This window comes from Pseudomonas sp. FSO-7, assembly GCF_059579345.1.
The window spans coordinates 5980278-5998866 of the sequence record NZ_CM184193.1 but is presented as its reverse complement, the minus strand read 5'-3'; the positions used below and the strand labels follow the sequence as shown (position 1 = coordinate 5998866).

15 protein-coding genes are annotated in these 18589 nt (G+C 62.0%); 13 read left to right on the top strand and 2 right to left on the bottom strand.

Features of this window, described 5'->3' with window-relative positions:
• Positions 1-22 precede the first annotated feature (22 nt).
• Genes AC515T_RS26380 through AC515T_RS26370 form a run of 3 tightly spaced genes read left to right on the top strand, consistent with a single transcriptional unit; the run spans position 23 to position 2485 of the window.
• The gene (locus tag AC515T_RS26380; protein ID WP_496530568.1) at positions 23-1048 is read left to right on the top strand and encodes an aminoglycoside phosphotransferase family protein; all 1026 of its coding nucleotides are present in this window, start codon (positions 23-25) and stop codon (positions 1046-1048) included.
• A complete protein-coding gene (murU, locus tag AC515T_RS26375) occupies positions 1045-1716 on the top strand; it encodes an N-acetylmuramate alpha-1-phosphate uridylyltransferase MurU (RefSeq protein ID WP_496530567.1) in 672 nt (223 codons plus the stop codon). The genes AC515T_RS26380 and murU overlap by 4 nt, the downstream gene beginning before the upstream one ends.
• A 1-nt stretch (position 1717) precedes the next feature.
• Entirely contained in the window at positions 1718-2485 is a 768-nt protein-coding gene (locus tag AC515T_RS26370; protein WP_496530566.1) for a TerB family tellurite resistance protein, read from the top strand.
• Between the two features lie 77 nt (positions 2486-2562).
• On the opposite strand, the gene AC515T_RS26365 is transcribed toward AC515T_RS26370, so the two are convergent.
• Positions 2563-3555 carry an alpha/beta hydrolase family protein gene (locus AC515T_RS26365; protein ID WP_496530565.1) on the bottom strand — a complete coding sequence of 331 codons (993 nt, stop codon included), beginning with the start codon at positions 3553-3555 and terminating at the stop codon, positions 2563-2565.
• A 74-nt stretch (positions 3556-3629) separates the two neighbouring features.
• Between AC515T_RS26365 and AC515T_RS26360 the strand changes: the two genes are divergently transcribed.
• From AC515T_RS26360 to trpE, 10 genes are all read left to right on the top strand, one after another.
• Positions 3630-6026 carry a PAS domain-containing sensor histidine kinase gene (locus tag AC515T_RS26360; protein WP_496530564.1) on the top strand — a complete coding sequence of 799 codons (2397 nt, stop codon included), beginning with the start codon at positions 3630-3632 and terminating at the stop codon, positions 6024-6026.
• A gap of 191 nt (positions 6027-6217) precedes the next feature.
• Positions 6218-6847, top strand: a complete 630-nt coding sequence (locus tag AC515T_RS26355) for a response regulator (protein WP_003206156.1) — start codon at positions 6218-6220, stop codon at positions 6845-6847.
• Positions 6848-7190: 343 nt separating this feature from the next.
• Positions 7191-8315 (top strand): ABC transporter ATP-binding protein, encoded by a 1125-nt coding sequence (locus AC515T_RS26350; RefSeq protein ID WP_122566693.1) that lies wholly within the window; start codon positions 7191-7193, stop codon positions 8313-8315.
• Between the two features lie 49 nt (positions 8316-8364).
• Positions 8365-9408, top strand: coding sequence for an ABC transporter substrate-binding protein (locus AC515T_RS26345; protein WP_014340502.1), 1044 nt, complete (start codon positions 8365-8367; stop codon positions 9406-9408).
• Positions 9409-9609: 201 nt separating this feature from the next.
• Complete coding sequence (locus tag AC515T_RS26340) at positions 9610-10857, top strand: ABC transporter permease (protein ID WP_496530563.1); 1248 nt, start codon at positions 9610-9612, stop codon at positions 10855-10857.
• A 13-nt stretch (positions 10858-10870) separates the two neighbouring features.
• Complete coding sequence (locus AC515T_RS26335; RefSeq protein ID WP_122566696.1) at positions 10871-11695, top strand: ABC transporter permease; 825 nt, start codon at positions 10871-10873, stop codon at positions 11693-11695.
• 206 nt (positions 11696-11901) lie between these two features.
• Positions 11902-13050: an iron-containing alcohol dehydrogenase gene (locus tag AC515T_RS26330; protein WP_122566697.1), complete on the top strand. Its 1149-nt coding sequence runs from the start codon at positions 11902-11904 to the stop codon at positions 13048-13050.
• A gap of 78 nt (positions 13051-13128) precedes the next feature.
• Positions 13129-13803: a ribulose-phosphate 3-epimerase gene (rpe, locus tag AC515T_RS26325; protein ID WP_496530562.1), complete on the top strand. Its 675-nt coding sequence runs from the start codon at positions 13129-13131 to the stop codon at positions 13801-13803.
• Positions 13800-14618 carry a phosphoglycolate phosphatase gene (locus AC515T_RS26320; RefSeq protein ID WP_496530561.1) on the top strand — a complete coding sequence of 273 codons (819 nt, stop codon included), beginning with the start codon at positions 13800-13802 and terminating at the stop codon, positions 14616-14618. The genes rpe and AC515T_RS26320 overlap by 4 nt, the downstream gene beginning before the upstream one ends.
• Before the next feature lie 70 nt (positions 14619-14688).
• Positions 14689-16170: an anthranilate synthase component I gene (gene trpE / locus AC515T_RS26315; RefSeq protein ID WP_496530560.1), complete on the top strand. Its 1482-nt coding sequence runs from the start codon at positions 14689-14691 to the stop codon at positions 16168-16170.
• 173 nt (positions 16171-16343) lie between these two features.
• On the opposite strand, the gene estP is transcribed toward trpE, so the two are convergent.
• Entirely contained in the window at positions 16344-18251 is a 1908-nt protein-coding gene (gene estP / locus AC515T_RS26310; RefSeq protein ID WP_496530559.1) for an esterase EstP, read from the bottom strand.
• Between the last annotated feature and the right edge of the window lie 338 nt (positions 18252-18589).

Here is an 18589-nt window from a genome sequence, read left to right as displayed (position 1 = left end):
AGCGCCGTCGGAGACCCTTGCAATGCCCGACCAAGATGTACGCTTGCAACACCTGAAACTTTGGCTCGATGAACAACTGCCAGCCCTATTCACTCAACAGGACTGGGGCGCCGTACCCCCGGCCACGTTGACCGCCGCCAGCAGTGATGCGAGTTTCCGGCGGTACTTCCGCTGGGAAGGCGAGGGCCGCAGTTTGATCGTAATGGATGCGCCACCGCCCCAGGAAAACTGCAAACCCTTCGTGGATATTGCTTTTTTACTGGCGAAATCCGGCATCAACGTGCCGAAAATTTATGCCGAAGACCTCGAACGCGGCTTTCTTTTGCTCAATGACCTGGGCAATCAGACCTACCTGGATGTGATCGACGGCGAAAATGCCGACGATTTATTCGGTGATGCCCTGCAAGCCTTGTTGGCTTTCCAGCAGTTGCCGATGGTCGCGCCGTTGCCGAGCTACGATGTCGCGTTGCTGCGTCGGGAGCTGGAATTGTTTCCCGAGTGGTACGTCAAGCGTGAGCTGGGCATCGAGTTCGATTCGGCCCAGCAGCAACTCTGGCAACAGGCCAGCGAGCTGTTGATCGACAGCGCCCTGGCCCAGCCCAAAGTGCTGGTGCACCGCGACTACATGCCGCGCAACCTGATGCTCAGTGTACCGAACCCCGGTGTGCTGGACTTTCAGGATGCGGTCTATGGCCCGGTGACCTATGACGTGACCTGCCTGTTCAAGGATGCTTTTCTCAGTTGGCCCGAAGCCCGTGTGCGCGGCTGGCTGGAGACTTACTGGCAACAGGCCGGCGCCCTTGGCATTCCCGTCCAGCCGGATTTCGAAGATTTCCTGCGGGCCAGCGACTTGATGGGCGTGCAGCGTCACCTCAAGGTCATCGGAATCTTCGCACGCATTTGCCACCGTGACGGCAAGCCACGTTACCTCGGTGATGTGCCGCGTTTCTTTGCTTATATAGAAGCGGTCATCGCCCGACGTCCTGAGCTGGCGCCGCTCGAAGAGCTGCTTGGCAGCCTGCGCCAATCGGCCGGAGCAACGGCATGAAGGCGATGATCCTGGCGGCGGGCAAGGGCGAGCGCATGCGCCCCTTGACCCTGACCACGCCAAAGCCGTTGATTCGCGTGGGCGGTATTCCCTTGATCGAATACCACTTGCGGGCGCTCGCCAAGGCCGGGTTCACCGAGATCGTGATCAATCACGCCTGGCTCGGCCAGCAGATCGAAGATCACCTGGGGGACGGTTCAGGTTTTGGCCTGAGCATTCGGTTTTCGCCCGAAGGCGAGCCGCTGGAGACCGGCGGTGGAATTTTCCGGGCTTTGCCGTTGCTGGGCGATGAGGCGTTTGTGGTGGTGAACGGCGATATCTGGACCGACTACGATTTCAGCGCCTTGCGCGAGCCGCTAAACGGGCTGGCGCACCTGGTGCTCGTCGACAATCCCGAGCATCACCCGAACGGCGATTTCATCCTGGCCGACGGAAAGGTTCACGATGGGCAAACACCTGCCGACAACCTGACCTATAGCGGCATCGCCGTCCTGCACCCGCGGTTGTTCGACGGTTGCACAGGCGGTGCTTTCAAGCTCGCACCGCTGTTGCGCGCGGCCATGGCCGAGGGGCGCGTCAGTGGCGAGCACCTGAAAGGGCATTGGGTCGATGTCGGCACCCATGAACGGTTGGCGCAGGTCGAAACCTTGATAGAAGCGAGCGGTTGATATGTGGTGGCCAGGGACTCTGATTGGAGCCGGGGCGGGCTTTGCCATAGCCAGCATTCCGGGGGCCATGCTTGGCGCGTTGTTGGGACAGGCGTTGGACCGGCGCCTGAACCTGCAGGGCTGGGCACAAATACGTGAGCGTCTGGGCGGCCGTCCGGCATTACGCAACGATGAGTTGTTGTTTGTATTGCTCGGGCGCCTGGCCAAATGCGATGGGCGCGTGGTCGACGGCCACATCCAGCAGGCTCGTCAGGAGATGCGGGCGCTGGACTTGAGCGAGTCGGCGCAACGCCGGGCGATCGCGGCATTCAACCGGGGCAAGTCCGGAAACGATCGCTTGCGCGGTTACATGCGTCGTCTGGCCGTCCAGCCCCATGCGGCTGAAGGGGTATTGCGCGCCTGTTGGCGGATGGTCTGGGCCGATGGACGTGCCGGTGTCGGTGAGCGAGAACTGGTGGCCCAATGGGGCCGCTGGCTGGGCTGGACGCCGCAACAGGTCCAGGCGCTGGCGGCCGATTACGAACCGCAGAAATTGTCGCGGCCCAACGCCAGCGTGACCTATCAGGAAGCCCTGCGTCTGCTCGGGGTTTCGGCCACCAGCGAACCGTCGCAGATCAAGCGCGCGTACCGGCGGCTGCTCAGTCGTCATCACCCGGACAAGATTGCCGGCAGCGGGGCGACGCCTTTGCAGGTGCGTGAAGCCACCGACAAAACCCGAGAGCTGCATAACGCCTATCGACTGATTCGGGAACGGCGGGATTTTCGCTAGCGCTGCAGGGAGCATTTGTGGCGAGGGGATAAATCCCCTCGCCACAACAGTGCTTCACTTGAGGTGTGAGCCGGCCCTTACTCCCCCGGCTTCTGCGGATTCAACCAACCCCGTACCCGACGAAACAATTGCTCCTGCTCCGCCGACGGGTTCGGCAGGGCCTTGAGGGACACTTGGCTGAAGGTCGAACCTTTCAAGCGTTTGCTCCCCTGCAAACGCTCCAACGCCGCGTTGCGATCCAGCGATTTGTCCATGTAGAAGATATCGGCAGTCGCCAGCTTCAAGGTCGGGGTCAGTTCGGCCAGGCCGGGCTTGGCAGTGACCGGCGTCTGTGCAGCCACCATCACGAAGCGTTCGACTTGCGAGGGCTGCTTTTCACTCAAGTAACGCGCGGCCCAATAGGCGCCGGTGCCATGGCCCAGCAGTACGATGCGGCGTGCGCTTTGCTGTTCGGCGTAGGCCAGCGCCGCATCGATGCGTGCAAAAATGCGCTCGGCGTCAGCCTTGGCGTGCTCTTCATCGGTTTGCGCAACGACCGGATCCAGCGCATCGGCTTCGCCGCCGGCGACCTGTTCGATCGGCGCCGAAGTGGTGGCGTCCGGTGCCGCGGCAGCGGTGTCGGCCGGTTTGCTCTCGGGCGCGGCTTCCACCACGCGCGGTGCAATGACGTCGCTTTGCAGGTCCGGCAGGGTGATACTCAGGCTGCTCCATTCAACGTCGGGCAACTTTTTACGCAACGGGCCGACGACTTGAGGCCAGTCAGCGGTTTCACCGGCCCCGGGGATGATGATGACCGCGCCCCTGGGTTCACTGGTATTGGCCGGTTTCCACAGTGCCAGGAAGGTGTCGCTGCCGGTCTGCAACTGTTGCTGTTCCTGGGGCGGGATTTTTCGTCCAAGTGCAGCCGCTTCTTCCTGGCTACGCTCGAGCAAAGGCTGGCGCTCGACGGGTTTTTCTTCAGCCGGTTGCTCGGCGGCGGGGGCCGTCTCGCTGGCCTGGACAGAAAAGGCACTTGGCAGGATCAGCGACAGGCACAATGCTGGCAACGCCAGGCGATAAACAGAGGGCATCGGATATTCCATGACCAGAAGTATTTCCGGCAGCCTAATGGGTTGGTCAGTATTTGTCAGTGCATGAGACTTCGATGATGCGTTTTTGCTGCCTGTGGGTTATCGGCTGTTTATGGCTTCCCTTGATGGCGTGGGCCGCGCCCGCGCCGTCGGCGCCTGGGGTGCAATTGAATGCAGGGCAACGCCAATGGCTGGTGCAACATCCGCAATGGCGGGTCGGCCTGGTCTTGCAGGCGCCCTATGCGCAATACGACCGGCGCTTGCAGCGGTTGTCCGGTACCAACGTCGAGTTGATGCAGTGGCTGGGCAAGGCCTTGAACGTCGAGCTGACCTGGCGCAACTTCCAGGATGTGGCGCAACTGGAAGCCGCGGTGCGTGCCGGCGAGGTGGACGTCGCGCCAGGCCTGACCCAGTCCCCGGGCGGGCTCAAGCTCTGGCAGTTTTCCGATCCCTACATGCGCGTGCCGCAATTGATCGTCGGCGCGCAGAAAGGCGCCGAGGGGGTGGAGTTGGAAAAACTCGACGCCCAGGCCCGTGTTGCGGTGCGCATGCCCAGCGCCACGGCCGATTACCTGCGCAGCAACTACCCGACGCTGAACCTGCAAGGCGTGCCGATGGAACGTGAGGCCCTGCAATTGCTGCTGACCCAGCAGGCCCGGTACGCGGTGGTCGACGAGGCGCAACTGGGGCGGCTGATGGTCGAACACGAATTCGCTGAGCTGGCGGTGGTGGGCGACATTGGCCTGCCGCAGTTGCTGCGGGTGGCTACACGCCGGGACTGGCCGGAGCTGGCGGAAATCATCGACATCGGTTTGCAGGCCATCCCGGCCAAGGAGTTGGAGCAACTGCACAGCCGTTGGCTCAAGCCCAAATACCCGCGCCTGACCGAAACCCCGGGTTTCTGGCAGAACCTGACCCTGTTGATCCTGGCCCTGCTGCTCAGCAGTGTCGCCATCGTGTTCTGGCAGCGCCGCCAGCAACGTGGACTGGAGCGCCGTCTGCGTGCCGCGAAGGAGGACATTGCCCAGCGTACCGCCAGCGAAGAAGCCTTGCGCCTGACGCAGTTTTCCATCGACCAAAGCACGGTCGGCATCCTGTGGGTCAATTGGGACAGCCACGTGCGTTATGCCAACCGAGCGGCCGAAACCATGCTTGGCTACGCCTCGGGCGCCATCATCGACCGGCCCTTGATCGACTTCGAGCCGGGCTTGCACATGGACCGCTGGTTGAACCTGTGGAAGCGCGCCCGGGCCAGTGAAGAGGGGCCGCAGAGCTTCGAAACCGAGTGCGTACGAGCCGACGGCAGCATCCTGCCGGCCGACGTTTCCCTGAGCTTCCTGCGTTTTCGCGACGCCGAATACCTGGTGGTCTACCTCAATGATGTGACCGAGCGCCGACGTGCGCTGGCGGCGTTGCGCGAAAGCGAGGCGCGGCTGCAAGGCATCGCCGCCAATGTGCCGGGCCTGGTCTTTCGCCTGGAGCGGGCGCCAGTGACCGGCCAGATCGACTTTGCCTACATCAGCGAAGGCAGCGAAAGCCTGGTGGGCTATTCCCCTGCAGTCCTGGCCCGCAGCGACACCGGGCTGCGCAGCCTGGTGCATCCGCAGGACAAGGCCGATTATCACCGCACCCAGGACCAGGCGCTGGATACCGACAGTGACTGGTCATGGCAGGGCCGCATCCTGACCCGCGACGGCCAGGAGCGTTGGGCCGAGATCAAGGCGATCACCCGTCGTCTCGAGGATGGCGCCTATGTCTGGGACGGTATCGTCTGGGACATCACCAACAGCAAGCGCATCGAACTGGAGCTGGCCAGCTCCCGCGAGCAGTTGCGCGAGTTGTCGGCGCACCTGGAAAGCGTGCGGGAAGAAGAAAAGGCACGCATTGCCCGGGAAGTCCACGACGAGCTGGGCCAGATGCTGACGGTGTTGAAGCTTGAAACTTCCATGTGTGAATTGGCCTACGCGCAACTCGACCCGGGCCTGCATGAGCGACTTAACAGCATGAAGCGCCTGATTGCCCAGTTGTTCCAACTGGTGCGGGACGTGGCGACGGCGTTGCGCCCGCCGATCCTGGATGCCGGCATCGCCTCGGCCATCGAATGGCAGGCCCGGCGCTTCGAGGCGCGGACGCAGATTCCTTGCCTGGTGCAGGTGCCGGACAACCTGCCGCCCTTGAGCGACGCCAAGGCCATCGGCCTGTTCCGGATTCTCCAGGAGGCGCTGACCAACGTGATGCGCCATGCCCAGGCGCATACCGTGGAGTTGACGCTGGTTCAACAAGGCGCTGATTTATGCCTGACGGTCAGCGACGACGGTGTAGGATTTATTGCCGATACGAGCCGGCCAACGTCCTTTGGCCTGGTCGGCATGCGTGAGCGGGTGCTGATCATGGGCGGTCAATTGACCCTGGACAGTGAGCCGGGGGAGGGGACGACCCTGGCGGTGCGGGTGCCGCTGAGTGAGGCCTGATCGGGGTGGGTCGCCTGGGCGGGCCCTATCGCGAGCAAGCTCGCTCCCACATTGTCGAGGGGTGGATCAACACCTGTGTTTATCACCGGTCCAGTGTGGGAGCGAGCTTGCTCGCGATTGCGATCGGGCTGTTAGCGTAACGTAGCCATTGCGAACCCGTTCGCGATGAGACCCTGAATCTGGAGAGCAATGTGATCCGTGTACTGGTAGCCGAAGACCACACCATCGTCCGCGAAGGCATCAAGCAGTTGATCGGCCTGGCCAAGGATCTGGTGGTGGTGGGGGAGGCGAGCAATGGCGAACAGTTGCTCGAGACCTTGCGGCATGTGCCCTGCGAAGTGGTGCTGCTGGATATTTCCATGCCGGGGGTCAATGGCCTGGAGGCGATCCCGCGGATCCGGGCGCTGAACAATCCACCGGCCATCCTGGTGCTGTCGATGCATGACGAGGCGCAAATGGCTGCCCGTGCATTGAAAGTCGGGGCCGCCGGCTACGCGACCAAGGACAGCGACCCGGCCCTGCTGCTCATGGCGATTCGCAAGGTCGCGGCCGGCGGGCGCTACATCGACCCGGACCTGGCCGACCGCATGGTCTTCGAAGTCGGCCTGACCGACACCCGACCGCTGCACTCGCTGCTGTCCGAGCGCGAATTCTCAGTCTTCGAACGCCTGGCCCAGGGCGCCAACGTCAACGACATCGCCCAGCAACTGGCCCTGAGCAGCAAGACCATCAGCACCCACAAGGCGCGGCTGATGCAGAAGCTCAACATCACTTCATTGGCGGAGCTGGTGAAGTACGCGATGGAGCACAAGCTGCTCTGAACTTCACCACTCCCCTGTGGGAGCGAGCTTGCTCGCGATGGCGTCGGACCATCAGCATCGATGTTGGCTGACACACCGCAATCGCGAGCAAGCTCGCTCCCACAGGTCTTGTGTCGGCATATCCATTTGCGACACGCCCCAACACGGCTTCTTGCCCCTACTTGCCGCTTGCCGCTCAAGACTCGTCACCGCATTTACCCAATCCCGCCATCCTTGTAGGGCGATCCCTACCCCGACTCTTCCATCCGGCTGAGGCGATTCTCTCCTGTGCCCCGATTTGCGCAGGCCCCAGGGTCCACTAGGCTTGATTTCACAAGCAGTCATCAAAACAAAAGGTGCGGGTATGAGCCAGGTCGATTCAAGCGCGGGGGCCAGCGATGTGCTGGTCAGCTTTCGTGGTGTGCAGAAGAGCTACGACGGCGAGAACCTGATCGTCAAAGACCTCAACCTGGACATTCGCAAAGGCGAATTCCTGACCCTGCTCGGGCCTTCCGGCTCCGGCAAGACCACCAGCCTGATGATGCTCGCCGGGTTTGAAACCCCAACCGCCGGCGAGATCCTGCTGGCCGGGCGCTCGATCAACAACGTGCCGCCGCACAAGCGCGACATCGGCATGGTGTTCCAGAACTACGCCTTGTTCCCCCATATGACCGTCGCCGAGAACCTCGCTTTCCCGCTGACAGTGCGAGGCCTGAACAAGAGCGACGTGAGCGATCGGGTCAAGCGTGTCCTGAGCATGGTCCAGTTGGACAGCTTCGCCCAGCGCTACCCGGCGCAATTGTCCGGCGGCCAGCAACAACGGGTGGCCCTGGCCCGGGCGCTGGTGTTCGAGCCGCAGCTGGTGCTGATGGACGAACCCCTGGGTGCGCTGGACAAGCAATTGCGCGAACACATGCAGATGGAAATCAAGCACCTGCACCAGCGCCTTGGCGTGACTGTGGTCTACGTGACCCACGACCAGGGCGAAGCCTTGACCATGTCCGACCGTGTGGCGGTGTTCCATCAGGGTGAAATCCAGCAGATCGCCCCACCGCGCACCCTGTATGAAGAGCCGAAAAACACCTTCGTCGCCAACTTCATCGGCGAAAACAACCGCCTCAACGGCCGCCTGCACAGCCACACCGGCGATCGTTGCCTGGTGGAGCTGGCGCGCGGCGAGAAAGTCGAGGCCCTGGCGGTGAACGTCGGCCAGCCCGGCGAGCCGGTGACCCTGTCGATCCGTCCGGAGCGGGTGAGCCTCAACGGCGTCAGCGAACACTGTGTCAACCGCTTCTCAGGGAGGGTGGCGGAATTCATCTATCTGGGCGACCACGTCCGGGTTCGCCTGGAAGTCTGCGGCAAGAACGACTTCTTCGTGAAACAGCCGATTGCCGAGCTCGATCCCGCGCTCGCCGTCGGGGACGTGGTTCCGCTTGGCTGGCAAGTCGAGCATGTGCGTGCGCTCGATCCCCTTTTAGAGGCGAATTGATCGCCCCCTGCTGTACCAACACCAACCCTGCACGTGGAGAGAACAATAAATGTTGAGATCCCTGAAGTTCACAGCCCTGACACTGGGCATGATGGGTGCGGCAAGCGCGATGGCGGCGGGCCCGGACCTGACCGTGGTGTCTTTCGGTGGGGCGAACAAGGCGGCTCAGGTCAAAGCCTTCTACGCACCGTGGGAAGCGGCCGGCAACGGCAAGATCGTGGCTGGCGAGTACAACGGCGAGATGGCCAAGGTCAAGGCCATGGTCGATACCAAGAGCGTTTCCTGGGACCTGGTGGAAGTCGAGTCTCCGGAATTGTCCCGTGGTTGTGACGAGGACATGTTCGAGCAACTGGACCCGGCCCTGTTCGGCAAGGCCGAAGACTACGTCAAGGGCGCCATCCAGCCTTGCGGCGTAGGTTTCTTCGTGTGGTCGACCGTGCTGGCCTACAACGCCGACAAACTCAAGACCGCGCCGACCAGTTGGGCGGACTTCTGGGACACCAAGCAATTCCCGGGCAAGCGCGGCCTGCGCAAAGGCGCCAAGTACACCTTGGAATTCGCCTTGATGGCCGACGGCGTAGCGCCGAAAGACGTCTACAAGGTGCTGGCTGGCAAAGACGGCCAGGACCGTGCGTTCAAGAAGCTCGATGAGCTCAAGCCGAACATCCAGTGGTGGGAAGCCGGTGCCCAGCCGCCGCAGTACCTGGCGTCCGGTGACGTGGTCATGAGCTCGGCCTACAACGGTCGGATCGCCGCGGTACAGAAAGAAAGCAATCTGAAAGTGGTGTGGAACGGCGGTATCTACGACTTCGACGCTTGGGCCATCCCGCGCGGCCTGGACAAGACCCGTGCCGAAGCGGCGAAGAAATTCATCGCCTTCTCGGTGGCACCGCAGCAGCAAAAGACCTACTCGGAAAACATCGCCTACGGCCCGGCCAATACCCAGGCGGTCCCGTTGTTGGCCAAGGATGTCCTGACCAACATGCCGACCACCCCGGAAAACATCGCCAACCAGGTGCAGATCGACGTCAGCTTCTGGGCTGACAACGGTGAGCAACTGGAGCAGCGCTTTAACTCCTGGGCTGCGAAGTAACCGACGGTCTGAAACCGGATGAGATCCATGTGGGAGCGAGCTTGCTCGCGATAGCGGTCTGTCAGGCACATCAATCTTTACTGTGCCGCAGTCATCGCGAGCAAGCTCGCTCCCACAGGTTCTTTCATCGACCCGGGTGTTTCAAAAGAACAGAGGCGGCCCGCCGCCCCTGTAACGATAAAAAGATTTGCGGAGTTCGCCATGGCCATCGCCGTTCCACTGAACGCGGGCACCAGCCCCACCCTCAAGCAGCGGCTCAAGCGTGCCGAGCGGGTCAACCGCTGGAAGGCCCAGGCCTTGATCGCGCCGCTGGTGCTGTTTCTGTTGCTGGTGTTCCTGGTGCCGATCGTGGCGCTGCTGTTCAAAAGCGTCAGCAATCCGGAAGTGGTGGGCGCCATGCCACGTACCGTCGCTGCCGTCGCGGCCTGGGACGGACGCGGTTTGCCAGGCGAACCGGTGTACAAGGCTGCCAGTGAAGACCTGGCCGAAGCCCGCAAGAACCAGACCCTGGGCGATCTGTCCAAGCGCCTGAACATGGAACTGGCCGGCTATCGCAGCCTGCTGACCAAGACCGCTCGGGCGTTGCCGTTTGCCACCGAACCGGCCTCTTATAAAGAAGCGTTGGAAAACCTCGATGAGCGCTGGGGCGACCCGGCGTACTGGCAGGTGATCCGTCGCAATACCAGTAATGTCACCCCGTATTACCTGCTGGCGGCCGTCGATCACCGCATCGATGACCTTGGGGAACTGGCCCCGGCCACTCCTGACCAAGCGATCTACCTCGACATCTTCGCCCGCACCTTCTGGATGGGCCTGGTGATCACTGCGATCTGCCTGGTGCTGGCCTACCCGCTGGCCTACCTGTTGGCGAACCTGCCGTCGCGCCAAAGCAACCTGTTGATGATCCTGGTGTTGCTACCGTTCTGGACCTCGATCCTGGTGCGAGTCGCCGCGTGGATCGTGCTGCTGCAATCGGGTGGCCTGATCAACAGTGGCCTGATGGCCATGGGCATCATCGATAAGCCCCTGGAGCTGGTGTTCAACCGCACCGGTGTGTACATCTCCATGGTCCATATCCTGCTGCCGTTCATGATCCTGCCGATCTACAGCGTGATGAAGGGTATCTCGCCTACCTATATGCGTGCGGCGATTTCCCTGGGCTGCCATCCGTTCGCGAGTTTCTGGCGGGTGTATTTCCCGCAGACCTATGCCGGTGTTGGCGCCGGTTGCCTGTTGGTGTTCATCCTTGCCATCGGCTACTACATCACGCCAGCGCTGCTGGGCAGCCCGAACGACCAGATGGTCAGCTACTTCGTCGCGTTCTACACCAACACCAGCATCAACTGGGGCATGGCCACGGCGCTCGGCGGGCTGCTGTTGCTGGCGACCATCGTGCTTTATCTGATTTACAGCTGGCTGGTGGGCGCCAGTCGCCTGCGCCTGAGCTAAGGGGAGATCGAAAATGGTGAGTCCTTACATGTCCCCCATCGAGCGGGTGTGGTTCTACAGCCTGCGCATACTCTGCGGGTTGATCCTGTTGTTCCTGATCCTGCCGGTGCTGGTGATCATTCCGCTGTCGTTCAACTCCGGCAGTTTCCTGGTGTACCCGCTGCAAGGCTTCTCGCTGCAGTGGTACCACGATTTCTTCGCCTCGGCCGAATGGATGCGGGCGTTGAAGAACAGCATTATCGTGGCCCCGGCGGCGACATTGCTGGCGATGATCTTCGGCACCCTCGCAGCCATCGGCCTGACCCGCGGTGATTTCCCAGGCAAGGCGCTGGTGATGGCTCTGGTGATTTCGCCCATGGTGGTGCCGGTGGTGATCATCGGCGTTGCCAGCTACCTGTTTTTCGCACCGTTGGGGATGGGCAACAGCTTCTTCTCGCTGATCGTGGTCCACGCCGTGTTGGGTGTGCCGTTCGTCATCATCACGGTGTCGGCGACCTTGCAGGGGTTCAATCACAACCTGGTTCGCGCCGCCGCCAGCCTCGGGGCTTCACCACTGACGGCATTTCGTCGGGTGACCCTGCCGTTGATCGCCCCAGGCGTGATCTCCGGCGCCCTGTTCGCCTTCGCGACGTCGTTCGATGAAGTGGTGGTGACCCTGTTCCTGGCCGGCCCCGAGCAGGCCACGTTGCCACGGCAGATGTTCAGCGGCATCCGCGAAAACCTCAGCCCGACCATCGCGGCGGCGGCGACGCTGCTGATCGCCTTCTCGGTGATATTGCTGCTGACCCTGGAGTGGTTGCGTGGGCGCAGCGAGAAGCTGCGTACTGCGCAGGTCTGAGGCCCAACGCAAAACCAATGTGGGAGCGGGCTTGCTCGCGAAAGCGGTGTTAAGATGCCGAATGTTGATCCGCTGTCGCGAGCAAGCTCGCTCCCACAGGGGCTCATCTACAGGCTCCTTTACTGCATTCATGGGCTGAATGGCAGACAACCCTCAATACCGAGCTATCCTTGTGCCAGCCCATACTCGAATAAGAGGCCGCGCACATGAGTCTTTCTTCATTCAAGATCGCCCATAAACTGATCACCGGTGCCGCTGCCATCGAGCAACTGGCCGCCGAGTTGACGCGCCTGGACGTCGACAATCCGCTGATTGTGACCGACGCGGCGCTGGTCAAGTCCGGCACCGTGGAGCTGGCCCTGCAACATCTGGGTGGGCGCGACTACGAGATTTTCGACCGGGTCATGCCGGACCCGGAAATCGCCATTGTCGAGGACTGCATGCAAGCCTACCGCGACGGTGGTCACGATGGCCTGATCGGCCTGGGCGGCGGCAGTGCCATCGACATCGCCAAGTGCGTGGGCGTCTATGCCGGCTACCACGGCGAGCTGCAAGATATGTTCGGTGTCGATCAGGTACCGCGCAAAGGCCCGCCCATGATTGCCATCCCCACCACGGCGGGTACCGGTTCGGAAGTCACCAACGTGGCGATCCTCTCCGACAAGGCCGCGCAACTGAAAAAAGGCATCGTCAGCGATTTTCTGTTGCCGGACGTGGCGTTGGTCAGCCCACAGATGACCCTCACTTGCCCGCGCAGCGTCACGGCTGCCAGCGGCGTCGATGCGCTGGTGCATGCGATCGAGGCCTACCTGTCGCTGAATGCTTCGCCGATCACCGATGCCCTGGCCATCGGCGCAATCAAACTGATCACCCGCGCCTTGCCCAAGGCCTATGCCAACCCCGCGCACCTGCAAGCCCGTGAGGACATGGCCACGGCCAGCCTGATGGCCGGCATGGCATTCGGCAATGCCGGGGTCGGGGCGGTGCATGCACTGGCCTATCCGTTGGGCGGGCGCTTTCACGTGTCCCATGGCGTCGCCAACGCCTTGTTGCTGCCGTATGTCATGACGTGGAACAAGATGGCCTGCGTCGAGCGCATGCGCGATATCGCTGAAGCCATGGGCCTCAAGACCGCTCACCTGAGTGATCTGGAAGCGGCCGACGAAGCCGTGGAGGCCATGGTCGCGCTGTGTGCTGCCGTGGAAATTCCCAAGGGCCTGAGCGGCCTGGGCGTTACCGAGGACGTGATTCCCTCGATGGCGTTGGAAGCGGCGGGGATCGAGCGTCTGATGCGCAACAATCCGCGCCAACTGAGCGCCGCCGATATCGAGAAGATCTACCGCGCGGCGTATTGATCGACGGTCACGGTGGGCGCGCCAAATCTTGAGGTATACAATGCGCGCCATCGTGATTTCGCTCAAAACAGGTGCGTCATGCAGCCCTTCGCTATTGCTCCGTCGATTCTCTCCGCCGACTTCGCCCGCCTGGGCGAGGAAGTGGACAACGTTCTGGCCGCCGGGGCCGACATCGTGCACTTCGATGTCATGGACAACCACTATGTGCCCAACCTGACCATCGGCCCGATGGTTTGCGCGGCGCTGCGCAAGTACGGCGTCACCGCGCCGATCGACGCGCACCTGATGGTCAGCCCGGTGGACCGCATCGTCGGTGACTTCATCGAAGCCGGTGCCACCTACATCACCTTCCACCCAGAAGCCACGCTGCACATCGACCGCTCCTTGCAGTTGATCCGCGAGGGCGGTTGCAAGGCCGGCCTGGTGTTCAACCCGGCGACGCCCCTGGACGTGCTCAAGTACGTGATGGACAAGGTCGACATGATCCTGCTGATGAGCGTCAACCCTGGCTTCGGCGGGCAGAAATTCATCCCGGGCACCCTCGACAAGTTGCGCGAAGCTCGGGCGCTGATCGATGCCTCGGGCCGTGACATCCGCCTGGAAATCGACGGTGGCGTGAACGTGAGCAATATCCGTGAAATCGCCGCGGCTGGCGCCGACACGTTTGTCGCGGGCTCGGCGATCTTCAACGCACCGAACTACGAAGAGGTGATTGCAAAAATGCGCGCCGAACTGGCCCTGGCGCGCCCATGAGCGGCTTCGAGCAGCTGTTCCCCGGCAGCTTGCCGCGTCTGGTGATGTTCGACCTCGATGGCACATTGGTCGATTCGGTCCCGGACCTCGCGGCGGCCGTGGACAGTATGCTGCTCAAGCTCGGACGCCCGCCCGCCGGCCTCGACTCGGTGCGACACTGGGTCGGCAATGGCGCGCCGATGTTGGTGCGCCGGGCCCTGGCCAATGACATCGATGCCCAAGGGGTCGACGATGCCGAGGCCGAACGGGCGCTGGCATTGTTCAATGAAGCTTACGAAGGCAATCACCCGCTGACGGTGGTCTACCCCGGCGTACGGTCCACCCTCAAGTGGCTGAAAAAGCAGGGCGTGGAAATGGCCCTGATTACCAACAAGCCGGAACGCTTCGTTGCGCCGTTGCTGGATCAGATGAAAATCGGTCGCTATTTCCGCTGGATCATCGGCGGCGATACTTTGCCGCAGAAAAAACCTGACCCGGCGGCGCTGTTCTTCGTGATGAAAATGGCCAACATCCCGGCTTCCCAGTCTCTGTTTGTCGGCGACTCGCGCAGCGATGTGCTGGCGGCCAAGGCGGCAGGGGTCAAGTGCGTGGCGCTGAGTTACGGCTACAACCACGGCCGGCCCATCGCCGAAGAGTTTCCGACGCTGGTGATCGACGATTTGCGCCTGTTAATTCCCGGTTGCCTGGACCCGGCCGCTGAGATAACGTTGCCCGACGCTGTTCAATCCTCTTCTGGAAACGCCATCGTGGTGGTCACTCGCAAACTCTGGATGAAAGTCATGAAGGCCCTGGCCCGTTGGCGTTGGCGCGCCTGACGTGATCCTGGCCGGTTATCCGGCGCGTTTGCATACCTGACTTTCAGCTCCTCTTGCCACGAGGCACCCCATGATCCGCGAAGAATTCCTGCGTCTAGCCGCTGCCGGCTACAACCGCATCCCCCTTGCCTGTGAAACCCTGGCCGACTTCGACACGCCGCTGTCGATCTATCTCAAGCTGGCCGACCAGCCCAACTCCTACCTGCTCGAATCGGTGCAAGGCGGGGAAAAGTGGGGCCGTTACTCCATCATCGGCCTGCCGTGCCGCACGGTGCTGCGGGTCCATGACCATCGCATCAGCGTGACCCACGACGGCGTCGAGATCGAAAGCCTCGAAGTCGAAGACCCACTGGCGTTCGTCGAAACCTTCAAGGCCCGCTACAACGTGCCGACCATCCCCGGTCTGCCGCGTTTCAATGGTGGCCTGGTGGGTTATTTCGGTTACGACTGCGTGCGCTACGTGGAAAAGCGCCTGGGTACCTGTCCGAACCCCGATCCGTTGGGCGTGCCGGATATTTTGCTGATGGTGTCCGACGCGGTCGTGGTCTTCGATAACCTCGCCGGCAAGATGCACGCCATCGTCCTGGCCGATCCGGCCCAGGAAGATGCCTACGAGCAGGGCCAACAAAGCCTGCAGGCACTGCTGGAAAAGCTTCGTCAACCGATCACCCCGCGTCCCGGCCTGGACTTCAGCAAGCAGTCGGCGGCCGACCCGGTGTTCCGTTCCAGTTTCACCCAGGACGATTACGAACGGGCCGTCGATACCATCAAGGAGTACATCCTCGCTGGCGACTGCATGCAGGTGGTGCCGTCGCAACGGATGTCCATCGACTTCAAGGCCGCGCCCATCGATCTCTACCGGGCGCTGCGCTGCTTCAACCCGACGCCCTACATGTACTTCTTCAACTTCGGCGACTTCCATGTCGTGGGCAGTTCGCCGGAAGTGCTGGTGCGGGTCGAAGACAACCTGATCACCGTGCGACCGATCGCCGGCACTCGCCCCCGTGGTGCCACGGAGGAAGCTGACCGGGCGCTGGAAGAAGACCTGCTGTCGGACGACAAGGAAATCGCCGAGCACCTGATGCTGATTGACCTGGGGCGCAACGATACCGGGCGGGTCTCGGAAATCGGTTCGGTGAAACTCACCGAGAAGATGGTCATCGAGCGCTATTCCAATGTGATGCACATCGTTTCCAACGTCACCGGCCAGTTGAAGGCCGGGCTGACCGCGATGGATGCCCTGCGGGCAATCCTGCCGGCGGGCACTTTGTCCGGCGCGCCGAAAATCCGGGCGATGGAAATCATCGACGAACTGGAACCGGTCAAGCGCGGGGTGTACGGCGGGGCCGTGGGTTATTTCGCCTGGAACGGCAACATGGACACCGCGATTGCCATTCGCACCGCGGTCATCAAGAACGGTGAACTGCACGTGCAGGCCGGCGGTGGCATCGTCGCCGACTCGGTGCCGGCATTGGAATGGGAAGAAACCCTGAACAAACGCCGGGCCATGTTTCGCGCCGTGGCGTTGGCCGAGCAGACCTCGAACGACTGAAGGCCTGCTACAAACACCTGTGGCGAGGGAGCAAACTCCCTCGCCACAGTTCTTTCAGGCAACTCGATCCGTGTGGGAGCGAGCTTGCTCGCGATGAGGCCGTCACATTCAACCTATGAGTCGACTGATCCTCCGCTATCGCGAGCACGCTCGCTCCCACAGGTTTTCCTCGATCAGAAGTCCAGGCTGACCCCCAGGCTCACCCCTTGCTGGGTCAGGTCATCATCCTTGCGCAACGTATAACCGCCCCGCAGCGCCAAGTCGTTGGTCAACTTGTGGCTGACCCCCAGGCTCAGGCGATTGAGGTGGCTCTGTGGCGTGTAGCCTTCCAGCGTGAAGTCGTTGGCCGGCAGGCTGTTGAGGGCGATGTTGACCTTTTGCGTATCGTCTTCGTACTCGCGTTCGTGGGCATATTCGCCGAACACCTGGGTCTGCCGGGTGATGTTGTATTTGCCCTGCAAGCCAATGCCCAGGCGTTTCGAGTCGCGGGTCTGGTCATCGAAGGTCAGTGCCGTGGAGCGGTTGCTCTTTTCCGAGTAACCATCGACTTCCACCTTCGCATAGTCCGCGCTGATAAACGGCGAGAGGTGCCATTCGCTGCCCGGCTGGGCGATGTCGTAGCCCACCCGCGTGCTGAAGGCCCAGAGATGGCCGTCCGTGTCGCCCTTCTCCTGCGCTTCGTTGACGCCCAGGTCGAACTTGCGTTCCAGGTTGTCGTAATCGAGCTTGCCGCCGGTCAGCGCCGCGTCGGCCCACCAGCGGTTTTGCTGGAACTGGGCGAAAGCGGTCGCCAGGTAACTGTTGAGCTTGTACTTCGAATCGTTATGGCCTGCCTCCATGTCCTGGTGGTAGAGACCGGCGGCGACACCTACACGCCATGCCTCGTTGAGGCGATAGCTGCCGCCGACGTTGAGGCTGTAACCGCTGCCGTCGGCGCTGGCGCCGCTGTCCTGGCTGTCCATGTCCAGATGCTGGCCGCCACCTGCCACGAGGGCTCGCCACTGGCCGACCGCCTGCCAGTCCTCCCAGTCCGATTGCCATTGGCTGCGCAATTCATCTTGGTGAGCACGCAGGGTCGAGTGGGCCATTTCCGGCAGCAGCGTCAGCTCCCAGGGCGCCGCGAGCAGGGAAAAGGCGTAGTCGGCGATCAGTTTTTGCCCGGTTTCGGTTGGATGGACCGCGTCGTTGTAGATCAGCTTGGTGGGATCAGGCGTGGCACTGTTGATGCCATAGGTGGCGTTTTCCGTGCAGCCGTTGCCGCTGAAACAGGTCGCGGTGAGATTCTCGCCGGTGGCGAGGCCGAATCTTGCCGGATCGGCGAAGCTTTCCTTCAGCAAAAGCGGAATGTTCAGTGGAATGATTTCAGCGTCGATGCCTTGCAGGCGCGTGATCAGTTGTTGGTTGAACTGATTGCCCAATTGCGAAAAGGTGTCCTGCAAGGGGCCGCCGTTGAGGGCCGGGGTCAGGCCCAGGTCGGGCAACAGCCAGACCATCACATAGCGGGCACCGGCCGTTTGCAGCACCTGGACGCTGTCGGCCAGACGGTCCGCGGCGGCGTTCGCTTGCTCGGGGGTCAGCACCCTGCCTTGCAGGAAGTCGTTGCCACCACCGGAAAGGTAATACAGCGCATTCGGATCGGCGCGCAGGCCATTGGATTGCAGGTAGCCGGGACGGCTGCGCTCGCCGGTATCGGACACACCGGTAATCGATTCGAGGATCTGGTCGGTACGATAACCGCCTACCGCCCAGTTATTGCCATCTGCCAGCCCTTCGTTGGCGCGGACCGCCGAAGTGGAGGCAGCGGTCTCGTCGGCGGAATAGCCCAGGCGCCCACCGAGCAGTTGGGTGGAGTTGGCCGAATAGGCTTCTCCGCTACCGTCCGTGTAGATCGGACCGGTTCGGTTGGTATAGCGCTCGGTGGAGCCGGGCGGGCCATTCGGGTCGGCGAACTGGCCAGCGTCGTTGAGGCTGTCACCGAACACGATGAACTTGGAGTACGGGTTGGGGGCGGCGCTCGCCTGGGCGCAGGCCATCGCCAACAGACAACCGGCAATCGGTACGAACAACGTCTTTTTGATCATGGGAAAATCCGTTTTTATTTTATTGTTGTTAGAAAACGAAACGACAGTACCAAAAACTTCCGGCGTTTTGCCATCTGTCCGGAACGTCGCGATTGTTTCAAAGCCCTTCGGGAACGGTCATATTGCGTGCTCCGCCCAGCTAAGCTACTGTGCCGGAACGTATGAACGAGACTTCCCCTGTGTCGATTGTCAGCAAACTTCTGGATCAAATGATCAAGGCACACGCCCGTTGGCGTTGGCGCGCCTGAACATTCTCCGCCGGCTTCGCCGGACCTGTACCGATTTGCCTTCTTTACCCGCTGTAGAACCGCTTCGCCGGGGCATCAATCGCCTTGCCA